Source organism: Wenjunlia tyrosinilytica, from assembly GCF_014646055.1.
Lineage (GTDB): Bacteria > Actinomycetota > Actinomycetes > Streptomycetales > Streptomycetaceae > Wenjunlia > Wenjunlia tyrosinilytica.
In genome coordinates this window covers 1-13,537 of record NZ_BMMS01000071.1, presented here as the reverse complement: position 1 = coordinate 13,537, position 13,537 = coordinate 1, and the positions used below count along the sequence as shown (strand labels likewise).

7 protein-coding genes and 2 pseudogenes are annotated in these 13,537 nt (G+C 69.1%); 4 read left to right on the top strand and 5 right to left on the bottom strand.

The features are described from left to right. The 4 genes and pseudogenes from IEY86_RS34800 to IEY86_RS34790 all read right to left on the bottom strand — a co-directional run. Positions 1–860: pseudogene (locus tag IEY86_RS34800) on the bottom strand (HAMP domain-containing protein); the annotation flags it as partial. 940 nt (positions 861–1,800) lie between these two features. Beyond that, positions 1,801–1,938 (bottom strand): hypothetical protein, encoded by a 138-nt coding sequence (locus IEY86_RS34795; RefSeq protein WP_189135907.1) that lies wholly within the window; start codon positions 1,936–1,938, stop codon positions 1,801–1,803. A gap of 419 nt (positions 1,939–2,357) precedes the next feature. Next, a pseudogene (locus tag IEY86_RS37290) lies at positions 2,358–2,795 on the bottom strand (transposase family protein); the annotation flags it as partial. Between the two features lie 28 nt (positions 2,796–2,823). Further along, a complete protein-coding gene (locus IEY86_RS34790; protein WP_189135906.1) occupies positions 2,824–3,342 on the bottom strand; it encodes a carboxymuconolactone decarboxylase family protein in 519 nt (172 codons plus the stop codon). 761 nt (positions 3,343–4,103) lie between these two features. On the opposite strand from IEY86_RS34790, the gene IEY86_RS34785 reads away from it, so the two are divergent. The 3 genes from IEY86_RS34785 to IEY86_RS37750 all read left to right on the top strand — a co-directional run bounded on the left by IEY86_RS34785 (position 4,104) and on the right by IEY86_RS37750 (position 6,654). Next, positions 4,104–4,493, top strand: coding sequence for an SH3 domain-containing protein (locus IEY86_RS34785; RefSeq protein ID WP_189135905.1), 390 nt, complete (start codon positions 4,104–4,106; stop codon positions 4,491–4,493). A gap of 638 nt (positions 4,494–5,131) precedes the next feature. After that, on the top strand, positions 5,132–6,328 hold the full coding sequence (locus IEY86_RS37285; protein ID WP_229699038.1) for a peptidoglycan-binding domain-containing protein: 1,197 nt from the start codon (positions 5,132–5,134) through the stop codon (positions 6,326–6,328). A gap of 203 nt (positions 6,329–6,531) precedes the next feature. Next, positions 6,532–6,654, top strand: a complete 123-nt coding sequence (locus tag IEY86_RS37750) for a hypothetical protein (protein WP_265806153.1) — start codon at positions 6,532–6,534, stop codon at positions 6,652–6,654. Here the strand turns inward: IEY86_RS37750 and IEY86_RS34775 are convergent. Further along, positions 6,651–10,025, bottom strand: a complete 3,375-nt coding sequence (locus IEY86_RS34775; RefSeq protein ID WP_189135904.1) for a pyruvate carboxylase — start codon at positions 10,023–10,025, stop codon at positions 6,651–6,653. The genes IEY86_RS37750 and IEY86_RS34775 overlap by 4 nt on opposite strands. Positions 10,026–10,574: 549 nt before the next feature. Here IEY86_RS34775 and IEY86_RS34770 point away from each other — a divergent pair. After that, positions 10,575–13,537, top strand: a 2,963-nt coding sequence (locus IEY86_RS34770; protein WP_189135903.1) for a S8 family peptidase, incomplete at its 3' end; no start/stop codon positions are given.

Genomic DNA, 13,537 nt, shown 5'->3' with positions numbered 1-13,537 from the left:
CCGGCGAGGCTGGTGTCGGTGGTGGTGCCGATGCCGGGGGTGACGGCGGCGTATCCGGCGACGGTGCGCGAGCCCTCGGCGACCCCGCCGAGGATCTTGCCGCTGGGCCCGTCGAAGCCGCCGCTGGCCGCGGTCTCGGACGGGCGCCTGCCGTGCAACTGGCGCACCGCCTCGACGGCAAGGCCCTTGGCGCTCCTCTTGTCCGCGCCCGGCCCGTCCGCCGCCAGTACATGACCCTTGGGGTCCACGACCTGAAGAGTGCGGTCCTGACCGGTGGTGATGCTGGGCACCTGGAGGCTGTCGGAGGCTACCAATAACTGCTCGCCCTTTCCCCGCCACCTCAACACCGCGAAGATGAGCAGGCGGGACTCACCGGACCTGGTCTTGACCAGGCGCGGTGGCAGGCCGTCGGGCAGATTGCTCAGGTCGATGGCGTCGAGGGGGACGTTCTCGCCGCGCGCGGCACGCAGGCCGCCGGTGGCCACGTCCACCACCGCCGTGCCGCGCCACTTGCCATAGACCTGCGCCAGGCCGCCCAGCACGGCGTCGGGCTCGACGGGCTTGGCCGCGTTCAGCATCGCCGCGGCGCGGCGCAGGTCCGTGACGCTCTCGTCGAGCGAGGCCCGCAGCGCGGTCGCGCCGTCCTCGGCGATGCGCTGCTGGGAGGTCAGCACCGCTTTGGGGGCTTGCCGGTCGTCCTGGTGACCAAGCGCGGCGGCGGTGGCACCCGCGACAAGCAGTACGAGTACCGACAGCGCCGCCACGGGCGGGCGTATGCCGCCCAGCAGCGGCATGTCGGCGCGACGGCGCGGTTTCCTCGAGTGGAGCGTGTGGTCCTTCTGGCGCTGAACCGTGGCCATTGACCTTCCTTTTCGGACGGGAGAGCGTGCGTCATTCCTGCTGGGCCTGCGCCTGGCGAACTCCGACGACTCGATGCACCGGCGTTCTTGACACGGCATGCGATGAATCCAGATATCCGACGGTGCCGATAACCGAAGCTAGGGAAGAACTGGTGCGCCCGTCAAGGAAATCAGAAGAAAATCCGGGAGCCGCCGCAAAAATCAGGGATATAGGAGCTCGGCCCCATTATGCAGCTTTTCCGTAAGACGCAGAACGCATGGTTCCGGTTGGCTCTGCTTTTTGACATTCTTTTCTGTCCGCGGCGTCCGCGCCGTCCGTGGGCGCGGCGAGCGGCACCCACCCATCGGCGTGAAGGACCGTGCCGCGCTCCAACGGGCGACTCGAGACAAGTTACCCAGCAGTTGCCTTCAGAATCTCGAAAGTTGATGCCGGGTCAATTTCAAATGAACTCGGACAGAAGTCCGGCGGATGGTGGCGCTCAATGGTCGCCGGGCCCGTTGCCCCGGCAGGCCGGGGAGCGGAGGTGGCCACCATCAACCGTGCTTGCCATCTCTCACCGGCTGGTCCCTCCTCAGCTCAGTGCAGAGCGTCTTCGCAGCGAGGGTCCACAAGTCCGTGGCCGTGTCCACCTTCAGCGTGCCGAGCGCCGGGCAGGTCGGCGCCCGAGTTCTCCCAGGGACTCGGGTGTGGCCTTCAACGGCCTGCCGATGACGGCTGCGGCTGACTGGCCGTCCGGGTGTCCGACGACGACTCGGCCGCCGATTGGGAGTTGCGATTCGGTCATTGTGTGCAAGGGCATGCCGACGAGGTCGTGCGTGGGAACAGCAGACGGAACGCGCATCCGAGGACAGAGGCAGTGGGTCATATCTGGGCCGGGGTCGACATAGGCAGCGTCACCACCATCGCGTGGTGATCAACAACGACTGGCCCGGCCTACTTTCACGCCGGGCCGGGAATGACGAAGAAGGGCGCCTGGCCGTGCTCGCGGACGTACTCGCCCCGGGCGACCACGTCACCCGGGCCGTGGACCTCGCCGACGGACATGTGGCCCTGCTCGCAACCGTGCTGCTCAACCACAGCCAGAAGCTCCGGTACATCTCCGGCTGTCGCGGTGTTCTTCTGCTGGTCGGACTCAAAGACAGATCGGCTTCGTTCCTTGTTGGGAAGTGTCGGAGCGGTCAACTGCGCAGACCAGCGGGACTGCCCCGCCGCGGGGCTGCGGAAACGGAACCCCAACGAGGCGATCTCGGAGGGGCGACGAGATTTACATCATCGACCCGAATCTCTGCTCGGACTGCGTCGGATTTTACGATGCCGCAGCGTGCCAGACTGTCTGCCCGGTGGAATGCTGCCTTCCCGACCCGGAAAACGAGGAGAGCGAAGAGGTTCTCATCAGCCGGACCCTGAAGCTGCACCCCGATAACACGGAGCTACGCCAGAAAGCGCAAGCCAACGACTTCCCCAGCCGCTTCAGGAATTAACGACCGTCCGACGGGTCATGAGCGGAGCCAACTGCGGACCGCGGCCACAGTCACGGTGCGGTGAAAGGCATAGGCCCTCTTGTCCAAACGCGTCGCCACGGCCCGGTTGATCTTCAACCGGTTGACCAGCCGCTCGACTTCGTCCCCGCGTACATGGCGATCCGGGGTTGAAGCCGGTGGGCCTGCCGCCGTTGCTGCCGCGGCGGTGGCGTTGGGCCTGCTGGTCACGGCGCTGGGAGACGGTGTGCGTGATCTGCCGACGCCGCAGCCAACGGCGATTGCGGCGTGATGAGTACACTTTGCCGCCGCTCGGACGGTCCGGCCGGGGGCGCGATGGCCGCCGACCGGACGGGGCACGCGAATGCGTTCCGGAACCGGGATCATGTGCGGGGCATGCCCCACTGCCCGGGGGACCAGCAAGGCCGACGGCCACGGTCCGCCGTCGCCCGCCAGGTCTCCCGGCAGCGGCTCTGGCGGATCGTCAGCGGGCCCCGCTGATGGATGGATCGGGTTGTGCCCACTGCTCGTCCGCGAGGGAGCTGACCGGCTGCGGCTTGCCTATGACGGCCAGGGCGATGAAGAAGCTGATCTGACCGATCGCGATGGTGAGGGTGGCCAGCGCCTTCTCGTCGTAGTGCTTGGCCACCTCGGCGTACAGTTCGTCGCAGACGCGCTGCCTGCCGTGCGGGGCGGGCTGGAGGGTGGCCTCCACCAGGGCGAGGGCGGCGCGCTCGGCGTCGGTGAAGTAGGGGGCGTCCTGCCAGGAGGAGACGGCGGTGATGCGCTCCTCGGACTCCCCCGCCTTGCGCAGGAAGCCGGTGTTCAGGACGGTCAGGTACGTGTTGCCGACGATCTGCCCGGCGCGCAGATGGACCAGGCTCATCGTGGTGCGCGGAACCGAGCGGTTGCCCGTGGCCCGGAAGAGGGCGGCGCTGATGTCGTTCAGCTCGGGCACGAACTCGGCCGGGTTGGGCATCCGGGAGATGGAGGTGTTCGTCATGGCTGCTCCTCTTTCGCGTCGGCCTGGTTGGCGTGTTCACAGCACTGACGGATGGGCGCACGCAAATGTGACCGGAATCCGGAGACGTTTCCTTCCTGCGCGCTCCCGGGCCCGATGACGACGGTGTCCCGCGCCGGGCGCCGCCGCGCCTTGGACCGGGCGGCCGGGCGGTGCGCGCTCCCGGCGGCGGTTTCGGCCAAGCGGCGCGGCAGGTCGGCGCGGCCGGTCGGCGCAGTACCGAGCGTTTCCAGGACCGTTGCCCGCTCCTGGTGCTGTGTCCTGGTTCGGCTTGCGGCTGCGGTGGCTCACCCCTGGTCGCCGCCCCCTGGCACCTGATCATCACGCGGGTCTGGACGATTGATTCCAAGCGGTCAGTCGGGTGTCGCCGATGCTCACGATGACGGTCGGTAGTCCCTTCGGCGACTTCCGTGGGAGGTTTGCACGCCTTCGATTCAGCGTGGCCGCAGCCCATCGAAGACAGCCTCGAAGATCCGCTCCCGGGGCGCCGGATCTCGGCCGTTCGACGGGGGATCCCCCAATCGCAAGATCCACTGAGCGCCTGCTGTCCCTTTCGGTCGCATCTGCCCTGCAACGGACCTCAAGTTGGCTACTATACGTAGTCATGGAGTTGCTTTCTGTCTCAGTGCGCGGCACGAGCCTGCGTGGAGGTGATCATGGTTGTTGATGGTGGGGACACCTCGGCCCCGCGGAATCCGGCGTCTCCCTCTGACGGGGAACCGGCTCGCCGTCCCATCCCGCGGATGGCCGCCTGGCTCCGCGGCCACGGACCTGAAACGCTCATCGGCGGCATCCTCATCGCGGTGACCACCTCGGTGGTCGGGGCTGTGGTGACCGGGATGTTCGACACCGGTGGTGACGACGACAAGCCGCCGACCCAGGCCACCCGTGTCCTGGTCTGGGCGCAGGGCAAGGTGAAGGAGGGCCCGATCGCCAAGTCGAAAAACGTCACCACCGCCAAGCCCGGCAACTACTACACCGGCATGTGCTGGACGGCCGGGGACAAGGTCACATACCGCGAATACAGCAACGACAAGTGGGTCCGGCTGCAGTTGCCCGACAGCCGCACCGGCTACATCAGTGCCATCTTCCTGAAGGGCAACGACCAGGGCGGCGTCCCCAACGAGTGCTGAAGCCCGGTCCGTCAAGTCTCCCAGAAGGCCGTTCGCGCATTCGCCAGTACGCGCTGAGCATGCACGCCACAGACCCTCTCAGTGGCGGCCGTTTCCAGGCCATCCGATGAACTGTCCGGTCAGGGTGCGGTGACCGCCGGGCATGGCACCCGGTGGGACGCCCCGCCGAGGTCTGGGCACCCGGGAGTCGGCGCGCCCCCGATCCACATCGCGGGATCGCCGTACAGATGCCAGGTCAGCGATCCGGGCCCAAGAATCGGGATCCACGCCACGCATGGGCCCCCTGGGTGAGGTCGTACCGGTGATCTCAGCTTGTGCCCGCCCCCGGCCCACTGACCGCGAACGATCCGGCCAGGGCCGGGGCCGGAACCGGGGTCGGCAGCGGAGGCGGGGACCGATGCGCGGGCCGGTGCCGGCGACGCGCTCTGACGAGTTGTGGGCCACGTCCGGAAGGCAGGTTGAGACAAAGCCGCTCGGGCTGCGTATGGCCTCACAAGGACACGCGAAGCCCGACCCGCCCCCGTCACAGACCTGTCCCGTCATCACCATCCGGCACCTGCCGGCGTTCCCCGAGAAAGACATCGCCGGGCCTGTCTGCGACAGGTCGTTCCACGGACGTCGGTTGAGGAGGACTACCAGTGGAATTCGACGACACCGGACCTCAGCGAGCTCACGGGCCGGGTCCTGATCTCAGGCAAGAGATTCAGGACTCCTTCCAGGTCATCCTGGACGCCCTGGACGCCGCACGCGCCGACCTCTACGCGGTCGGCGGGCAGCATGACCGGCCCGTGTCCTCGCCGCCGTCCTGGCAACGAGCAGGGGAACCGGCCATGGACGCGGGCTCCACGGATGCGACCCCGCCCCCGTGCTCGCTCCCGGCTCCGTCCCCATCCCGGCGGGCACAGCCGGTGGGACCGCAGCCCGAGGGCCGGGACCCGGATACCCCGCACGCCGTCGAGCCGGACCCGGTGGAGCGACAGCGGACCGGGGGCGCAGGGCGGGCCGAGGCTCGGAAGGGCGTCGTGGTGGAGCCGCTGTGGGTGCGCGGCAGGGAGCTGGTGACGGCTCCGCTCCCGTTATCGGGAACGCCACCACCGGTGGAAAAGCCGCACATGGCGGGCGCCGAGGGCCCGGTGTACGCCGCGCCGCCGGTGGCCTTCCCTCCCCCGCAGGAGGGCCCGCCCGGTCGGACCGGCTCGCACTCGCGGACCTGCCCGCGCCCGTACACGGGAGGGCCGGTCACCGTCGGACGCCCGGCCCCGACGTCGGACCAACCCCCCGCCCCGTCCTCGGAGTCTGCACCGCCACGCGAGCCCGCACACAAGAGGAACAGAAGCCGAGGATGGCGGCGCTTCACCGACCGCCAGGCCACTCGTGTCGCCGGAGTCTTCGGACTGGGCGCCGCCGGCGGACTGATCCTCGCCTCTTCGCTGCTCGGCAGCGACAACCCCGCACCGCCGGTCTCGTACGCGCCCTCCGGGCAACCGGACCGGCCGCCGCAGCCGCCCGAGAGCCCCGCACCGCCGGTCTCCTCCCCACCCTCCGGGCAACCGGACCGGCCTCTGCAGCCGCCCGACAACCGCGCTCCCGCGCTCCCCGAGATCCCGGGTACAGGCGTGCTGCGCCAGGGCGACAGGGGTCATGGCGTGTACGAGCTGCAGGTCCGCCTGCTCCAGGTCCCCAACATCTACGACGGCGGCGCGATCGATGGGCGCTACGACGAGGATGTCCGAGCCGCCGTGGCGCGACTGCAGCACTGGTACGGAATACGCGGTGACGAGACGGGGGTCTACGGCGACAACACGCGCCACGCCCTCATGCTGCGAACCAAGTAGAACCCGCAGTTACGGACCCGGCTACGCGTCTACCACGGCCCGGCGCATGCTGCCCGACCACATTCCGGTGGCCACCGTCACCGCGCCGCAGCTCACCCCAACGATCCGGGCAAAGCCGACGCTGCCGCGTGACCGTCGGCATGCTTGCGGCCTTCACTGCCGGAAGGGCACGGCTGCGGCGTTCGCCGCGGCCGCATCAGACGATGGCCCAGGAACTCGGTGAGCAGTTCCCTGGGACCATCGTCACCACCGTCGGCGCACGCGCCGCCCACCTCGTCCACCACCTCGGCCGCGCCGGGGGAGCACCCGGTCGCCCCGGACCCTAGGTGAGCTCGACGATGAGGTCGCCGCCTTCCACCTGCTGGATCGAGTTGATGGCGACCCGTGCGACGTTCCCGCCCTTGGGTGCGGTGATGGTCGCTTCCATCTTCATCGCTTCGATGGTGGCCACGGTGGCACCGGCTTCGACCGTGTCGCCCTCGGTGACAACGAGCGTCACCACACCGGCGAACGGTGCGGCGACATGACCGGGGTTGGCCCGGTCGGCCTTCTCCGTGGCCGGTACATCGGACGCCACCGAGGTGTCCCGCACCTGGATCGGTCGCAGTTGACCGTTCAGCGTGGACATGACTGTGCGTATGCCACGTTCGTCGGCCTCGCCGATGGCCTCCAGCTCGATGAGCAGCCGGACGCCGGGCTCGAGGTCCACCGTGTACTCGTTCCCCGGCCGCAGCCCGTAGAAGAAGTCCTTGGTCTCCAGCACACTGGTGTCGCCGTAGGCCTGTCGGTGCGTCTCGAAGTCCTTCGTCGGCCCGGGAAACAGCAGCCGGTTCAGCGTCGCCCGCCGGTCCTTGCCCAGCCCTTCGCGGTCCTCAGCGGACAGCTCCCGCGTCGGCTTGGCGTCGGCGCGGCCTTCCAGCGCCCTGCTGCGGAACGGTTCCGGCCATCCGCCCGGCGGGGTGCCCAGCTCACCGCGCAGGAACCCGATGACCGAGTCGGGGAGATCGAACTTGTTCGGCTCGCTCTCGAAGTCCTCTGGGGAGACTCCCGCCCCGACCAGGTGCAACGCGAGGTCGCCGACCACCTTCGATGACGGGGTGACCTTCACCAGGTGACCGAGGATCTTGTCGGCGGCGGCGTACATCGCCTCGATCTCCTCGAAGCGGTCACCGAGGCCGAGTGCAACGGCCTGAGTGCGCAGATTGGACAGCTGCCCGCCGGGGATCTCGTGGTGGTACACCCGCCCGGTCGGCGAGGCGAGGCCCGCCTCGAACGGCGCGTAGATCCTGCGCACGCTCTCCCAGTACGGCTCCAGATCACCGACCGCCTGGAGGTCCAGCCCGGTCGGCCGGTCGGAGTGGTCGGTGGCGGCCACGATCGCTGACAGCGACGGCTGCGAGGTAGTGCCCGCCATCGAGGCCACAGCGCCGTCCACCGCGTCCGCGCCGGCTTGGATGGCCGCGAGATAGGTGGCGAGCTGTCCGCCCGCGGTGTCGTGGGTGTGGATGTGCACCGGCAGGTCGAATTCCCTGCGCAGCGCGGATACGAGCTTCGCCGCGGCCGGGGCGCGCAGCAGCCCTGCCATGTCCTTGATCGCCAGCACGTGTGCGCCCGCGGACACGATCTCCTCGGCCAGCCCGAGGTAGTAGTCCAGGGTGTACAGCGTCTCCGATGGGTCCGACAGGTCGGAGGTGTAGCACAGTGCGACCTCGGCGATGGCGGATCCGGTCTCTCGCACGGCCTCGATGGCGGGCCGCATCTGTGCTACGTCGTTGAGCGCGTCGAAGATCCGGAAGATGTCGATGCCGGTGGCCGTGGCCTCCTGCACGAAGGCGTTGGTCACCTCGGTCGGGTAGGGCGTGTAGCCCACGGTGTTGCGGCCGCGCAGCAGCATCTGCAGGCAGATGTTCGGTACCGCTTCACGCAGCGCGGCGAGGCGCTGCCAGGGGTCCTCGGCAAGGAAGCGCAGCGCGACGTCGTAGGTGGCACCACCCCAGCATTCCAGCGACAGCAGCTGCGGCACTGTCCGTGCCACCACCGGGGCCACCGCGAGCAGGTCCTTCGTCCGGACCCGGGTGGCCAGCAGCGACTGGTGCGCGTCCCGGAAGGTGGTGTCGGTGACGCCGATCGTCGGCGACTGGCGCAGCCACCGCGCGAATCCGTCCGGACCGAGCTCGGTGAGCTTCTGCTTGGAGCCGGCGGACGGCTGGACGTCGGGAAGCCGCGGCAGCTTGGTGGCCGGATCGATCAGCTGGGGCCGTTCGCCGTGGGGCTTGTTCACCGTGACATCGGCGAGGTAGGTGAGCAGCTTCGTGCCGCGGTCGGCGGACAGCCGTGCGGTCAGCAGGTGCGGCCGTTGCTCGATGAACGACGTGGTGACCTTCCCGGCCTGGAAATCGGGATCGTCCAGCACGGCCTGCAGGAACGGGATGTTCGTCGACACGCCGCGGATCCGGAACTCGGCCACCGCCCGCCGGGCCCGGCCGATCGCGGTGGTGAAGTCCCGGCCCCGGCAGGTCAGCTTGACCAGCATCGAGTCAAAGTGCGCGCTGATCTCCGTGCCGGCATGGGCGGTGCCGCCGTCGAGGCGGATGCCCGAGCCGCCCGGCGAGCGGTAGGCACTGATCATGCCGACGTCCGGGCGGAAACCGTTGGCCGGGTCCTCGGTGGTGATCCGGCACTGCAGCGCGGCACCGCGCAGGTGGACGGCGTCCTGCGTCAGCCCGAGATCGGCCAGTGTCTCACCGCTGGCGATCCGCAGCTGCGCCTGCACGAGATCGACGTCGGTGACCTCCTCGGTCACCGTGTGCTCGACCTGGATGCGCGGGTTCATCTCGATGAACACGTGCCGGCCGTCTGGATCGAGCAGGAACTCCACGGTGCCCGCGTTGCGGTAGCCGATCTGCTCGGCGAACCTCACGGCGTCGTTGCAGATCCGCTCGCGCAGCGCCGGGTCGAGGTTGGGGGCGGGCGCGAGCTCGATCACCTTCTGGTGGCGCCGCTGCAGCGAACAGTCACGCTCGAACAGGTGGATGACATTGCCCTCGGCGTCAGCGAGGATCTGCACCTCGATGTGCCGGGGGTCGACGACGGCCTTCTCCAGGAAGACCGTCGGGTCACCGAACGCGGACTCGGCCTCACGCGCCGCTGCCTCGATGGACTCGCGCAGCATCCTGGGATCCTCGACGCGCCGCATGCCGCGCCCGCCGCCACCGGCGACCGCCTTGACGAACACCGGGAAGCCGATCTCCTGCGCGGCCTGGACCAGCTCGTCGGCATCAGTGGAGGGCTCCGAGGAACCGAGCACCGGTACGCCGGCCGCGCGGGCCGCCGCCACCGCGCGAGCCTTGTTTCCCGTCAGCTCGAGGGTCTGCGCGCTCGGGCCGACGAAGGTGACTCCGGCCTCCTTGCACGCGCGCGCAAGGTCTGGGTTTTCGGACAGGAAGCCGTACCCGGGGTACACCGCGTCCGCCCCGGCCTTGCGCGCCGCGCGGACGATCTCCTCCACGGAGAGGTACGCCCGCACCGGGTGCCCCGGTTCACCGATCTCATAGGCCTCGTCGGCCTTCAGCCGGTGCAACGAATTGCGATCTTCATGCGGGAATACGGCGACGGTTCTCGCGCCCAGCTCATAGCCGGCGCGGAACGCGCGAATCGCGATCTCACCACGGTTCGCCACCAGCACCTTGCGAAACATGCCCGGTCCCTTCTGCCTGCCCGGTACGAGCACGGGCTCCTCGGCGACGCTAGCGCTGTCCAGCGCAAAGTCCGCGCCAGGGTGAGCCAGCTCACAGGGCGGGATCTCGCCCGCGCCGGGGCTCGGGGCGGCGCCGGCCCGCGGGGCGGGCGACCCCCGCGAGCAGCCAAGCGCGTCCCGCGTGCTCACCCCCCGTTCCTCTCACTCTCCCTGCCCACACCCCCACGCGCCATCCGCAAGTTCACGATGCGGTTCACGTCAACCCCGCGCGGTGCCCGTGGAGCACCAGTCCTGAAGCGCCCCCGGCCTTCCTGCCGGGGGGCGCTTCGTCCCTGCCCGCAATCGGGCACGGCGGCGCCCGTTCGTGGCCGCTGTTACACAACTGCCAAGAAAACTCCCTTGTTTCGTGAAGTACTGAAAAGGAAACATGGGGCGCACAGGCGGGGCGCGGTGGGTCTCGGGGGGCTTTAAGCAGGGGGAAAGACGCCGGCTCTTCTTGACGCCTGCTGTGCACCCGCGTATCGCAAGGCGATTCGAGGGGAAGAGTTGTTGCGATCCAGGAACAAGGCCGGGGCGATCCTGGCCGCCACGCTGGCGACAGCGTTGTCGCTCGGTATGGCGTCGGGCGCTCAGGGCGTGCCCACGTCCCAGCACGACCAGTGGCCCGACCAGTGGAAGAGCGGCGAGACGTCGGCGAACAAGAGCGACCGCATCGTCACGCTCATCACCGGTGACCGGGTGCACGTGGACGCCAAGGGCCGTGTCACGTCGGTGGTGCCGGGCAAGGGCCGCGAGGGTACGGCCGTCTCCGTGAAGCGGCTCAAGGGGCACTCGTATGTGATCCCCGTGGACGCCGCCAGGCTCATCTCCCAGGGCCGGCTCGACCGGCGCCTGTTCGACGTCACCGAGCTGCTGAAGTCGAAGTACGACGACCAGCACCGCGACACGACGCCGCTGATCGTCGCCTACACCGCGCACAAGGCGCAGGCCAAGGCCGCGCTCCGCTCCGCCGGGCTCACCGTGAAGCGCGACCTGCCCGCGGTCGGCGGGCAGGCGCTGACCGCCAGGAAGTCCGCCACCTCCGGTGTGTGGGACGCGCTGACCGACGGCTCCGGAGTCTCCCGCGGCGCGGCCGCGGGCATCGCCACGATCTGGCTGGACGGCGTACGCCGGGCCAGCCTCGACAAGTCCGTCCCGCAGATCGGCGCGCCGGACGCGTGGGCCGCGGGCTACACCGGCAAGGGCGTCAAGGTCGCCGTGCTCGACACCGGCGTCGACGACACCCACCCGGACCTGTCGGACCGGGTGATCGCGAAGAAGAACTTCTCCGACTCCAAGAACGACGTCGACCACTTCGGCCACGGCACACACGTCGCCTCGATCGTGGCGGGCTCGGGCAAGAAGTCGGACGGCAAGTACAAGGGTGTCGCTCCCGACGCGAAGCTGCTGGCGGGCAAGGTCCTGAACGACGAAGGCTTCGGAGACGACTCCGGCATCATCGCGGGCGCGCAGTGGGCCGTCGACAAGGGCGCGAAGGTGATCAACCTCAGCCTCGGCGGCATGGACACCCCCGAGGTGGACCCGCTCGAGGCGGCGGTCAACAAGTTGTCGACCACCAAGGGCGTGCTGTTCGCCATCGCCGCGGGCAATTCCGGCCCCGAGCCGGAGTCCGTGGGCTCTCCCGGCAGCGCAGCAGAGGCCCTGACCGTGGGCGCCGTGGACAAGTCGGACAAGCTCGCCGAGTTCTCCAGCGTCGGTCCGACCGTCGACGGCTCGCTGAAGCCCGACATCACCGCCCCCGGCGTGGACATCGTCGCGGCCAAGGCTGCCAAGGGCGTCATCGGCACCCCGGCCGCACCCGGCTATGTCACGCTGTCCGGCACCTCCATGGCGACCCCGCATGTCGCCGGTGCCGCCGCGCTGATCGCCTCGCAGCACCCGGACTGGAACGGCCAGCAGATCAAGCGAACACTGACCGCCTCGGCCAAGCCCGGTGACGGACTGTCAGTCTTCCAGCAGGGCACCGGCCGGGTGAACCTGACCACGGCCATCAAGCACACCGTGCTGACCGACCAGACCTCGTTGAGCTTCGGCACCCAGCAGTGGCCGCACGACGACGACAAGCCGGTGACGAAGAAGATCACCTACCGCAACACCGGCTCCGCGGACGTCACCCTCGATGTCGCTGTACAGGCCCTGGGGCCCGACGGCAAGCCCGCTCCCGAGGGCCTGTTCAAGGCCGACGTCGACAAGGTCACCGTGCCCGCCGGCAAGACCGTAGGCGTCAATGTGACCGCCGACACCAGGGTGGACGCCAAGGACGGCGTCTACTCCGGCGTTCTCGTGGCCAAGGCCGAGGGCCAGACGGTCCGCACCACGCTCGCCCTCGTGCGCGAGGTCGAGTCCTACAACCTCACGCTCAAGCTCATCGACGCCAAGGGCAAGCCCGCCGAGACGTTCGGCAGCCTGGTGGCCCTGGGCGGCCAGCCGGTCTGGAAGGAACTGTCCGGCAAGGGCACCCTCAAGGTGCGCGTGCCCAAGGGCACCTACGTCGTCGACGCCCCCGTCTTCACCCCTCGGGCCGGCGGTGACGCGGACATCGCGATCGTGACCCAGCCGAAGCTGTCCCTGACCAAGGACACCTCGCTCACCGTCGACGCCCGCAAGGCCAAGCCGATCAAGATCACCCCGCCGGACAGCGCGGCGAAGATCCTCGGGGCGTACAGCGACTGGAACGTCCGGGTCAACGACGACAGCTACGGCAGCAGTTGGTTCCTCGAGAACTTCAAGGGCATCACCACCGCCCACCTCGGCCCGAAGCTGCCCGCCAAGCAGTTCACCGGCTCCGTCGGCGGAGCGTGGGGCAAGGGCAGCACCCGCTGGAACCTGGTGTACCAGCGTCATGGCTCCTTCTTCACCGGCTACACCCACAAGACGACCAAGGACGAGCTCGCCCAGGTCAATGTGATCGCCGGATCGCCCGCCAAGAACAAGAAGGGCACCGTCGGCGCCATGTGGTCCGACGGGAACGGCGGCATCGGCATCGGCGCGGGCACCTTCCCGGTCCCGGGCGCCGCCAAGCACTACGTCAACGCCCCGTCCGGTCTGGCCTGGGCCTTCAACTTCTCGCAGGTCAGCACCAAGGGTGACTACGAGGTCAGCCAGTACGGTCCGTTCCGCCTCTACCAGGTGGGCAAGGTCTACCACGCCACGTTCAACCAGGGCGTGTTCGGCCCCAGCGTCGGCAAGGCCTCGGACGGCTACGGCGCCTACCGGATTCAGGACCAGCTGGGCGTGTGCATCCCGCTGTTCACCGATGGCTCCGGCCACTTCGGCGACTCGACGGTGAGCAAGGCCAAGGTCGTCATCACCGCCGACGGCAAGACCATCGTGGACGAGAAGGGTGTGCCGTGCGGCGCCGTCTTCGGACTGCCGGACGCCAAGACCGAGTACAAGGTCAGCACCGATGTCAGCCGCGGCAGCGCGGTCTCGGCCGTCAGCACCCGGATCGT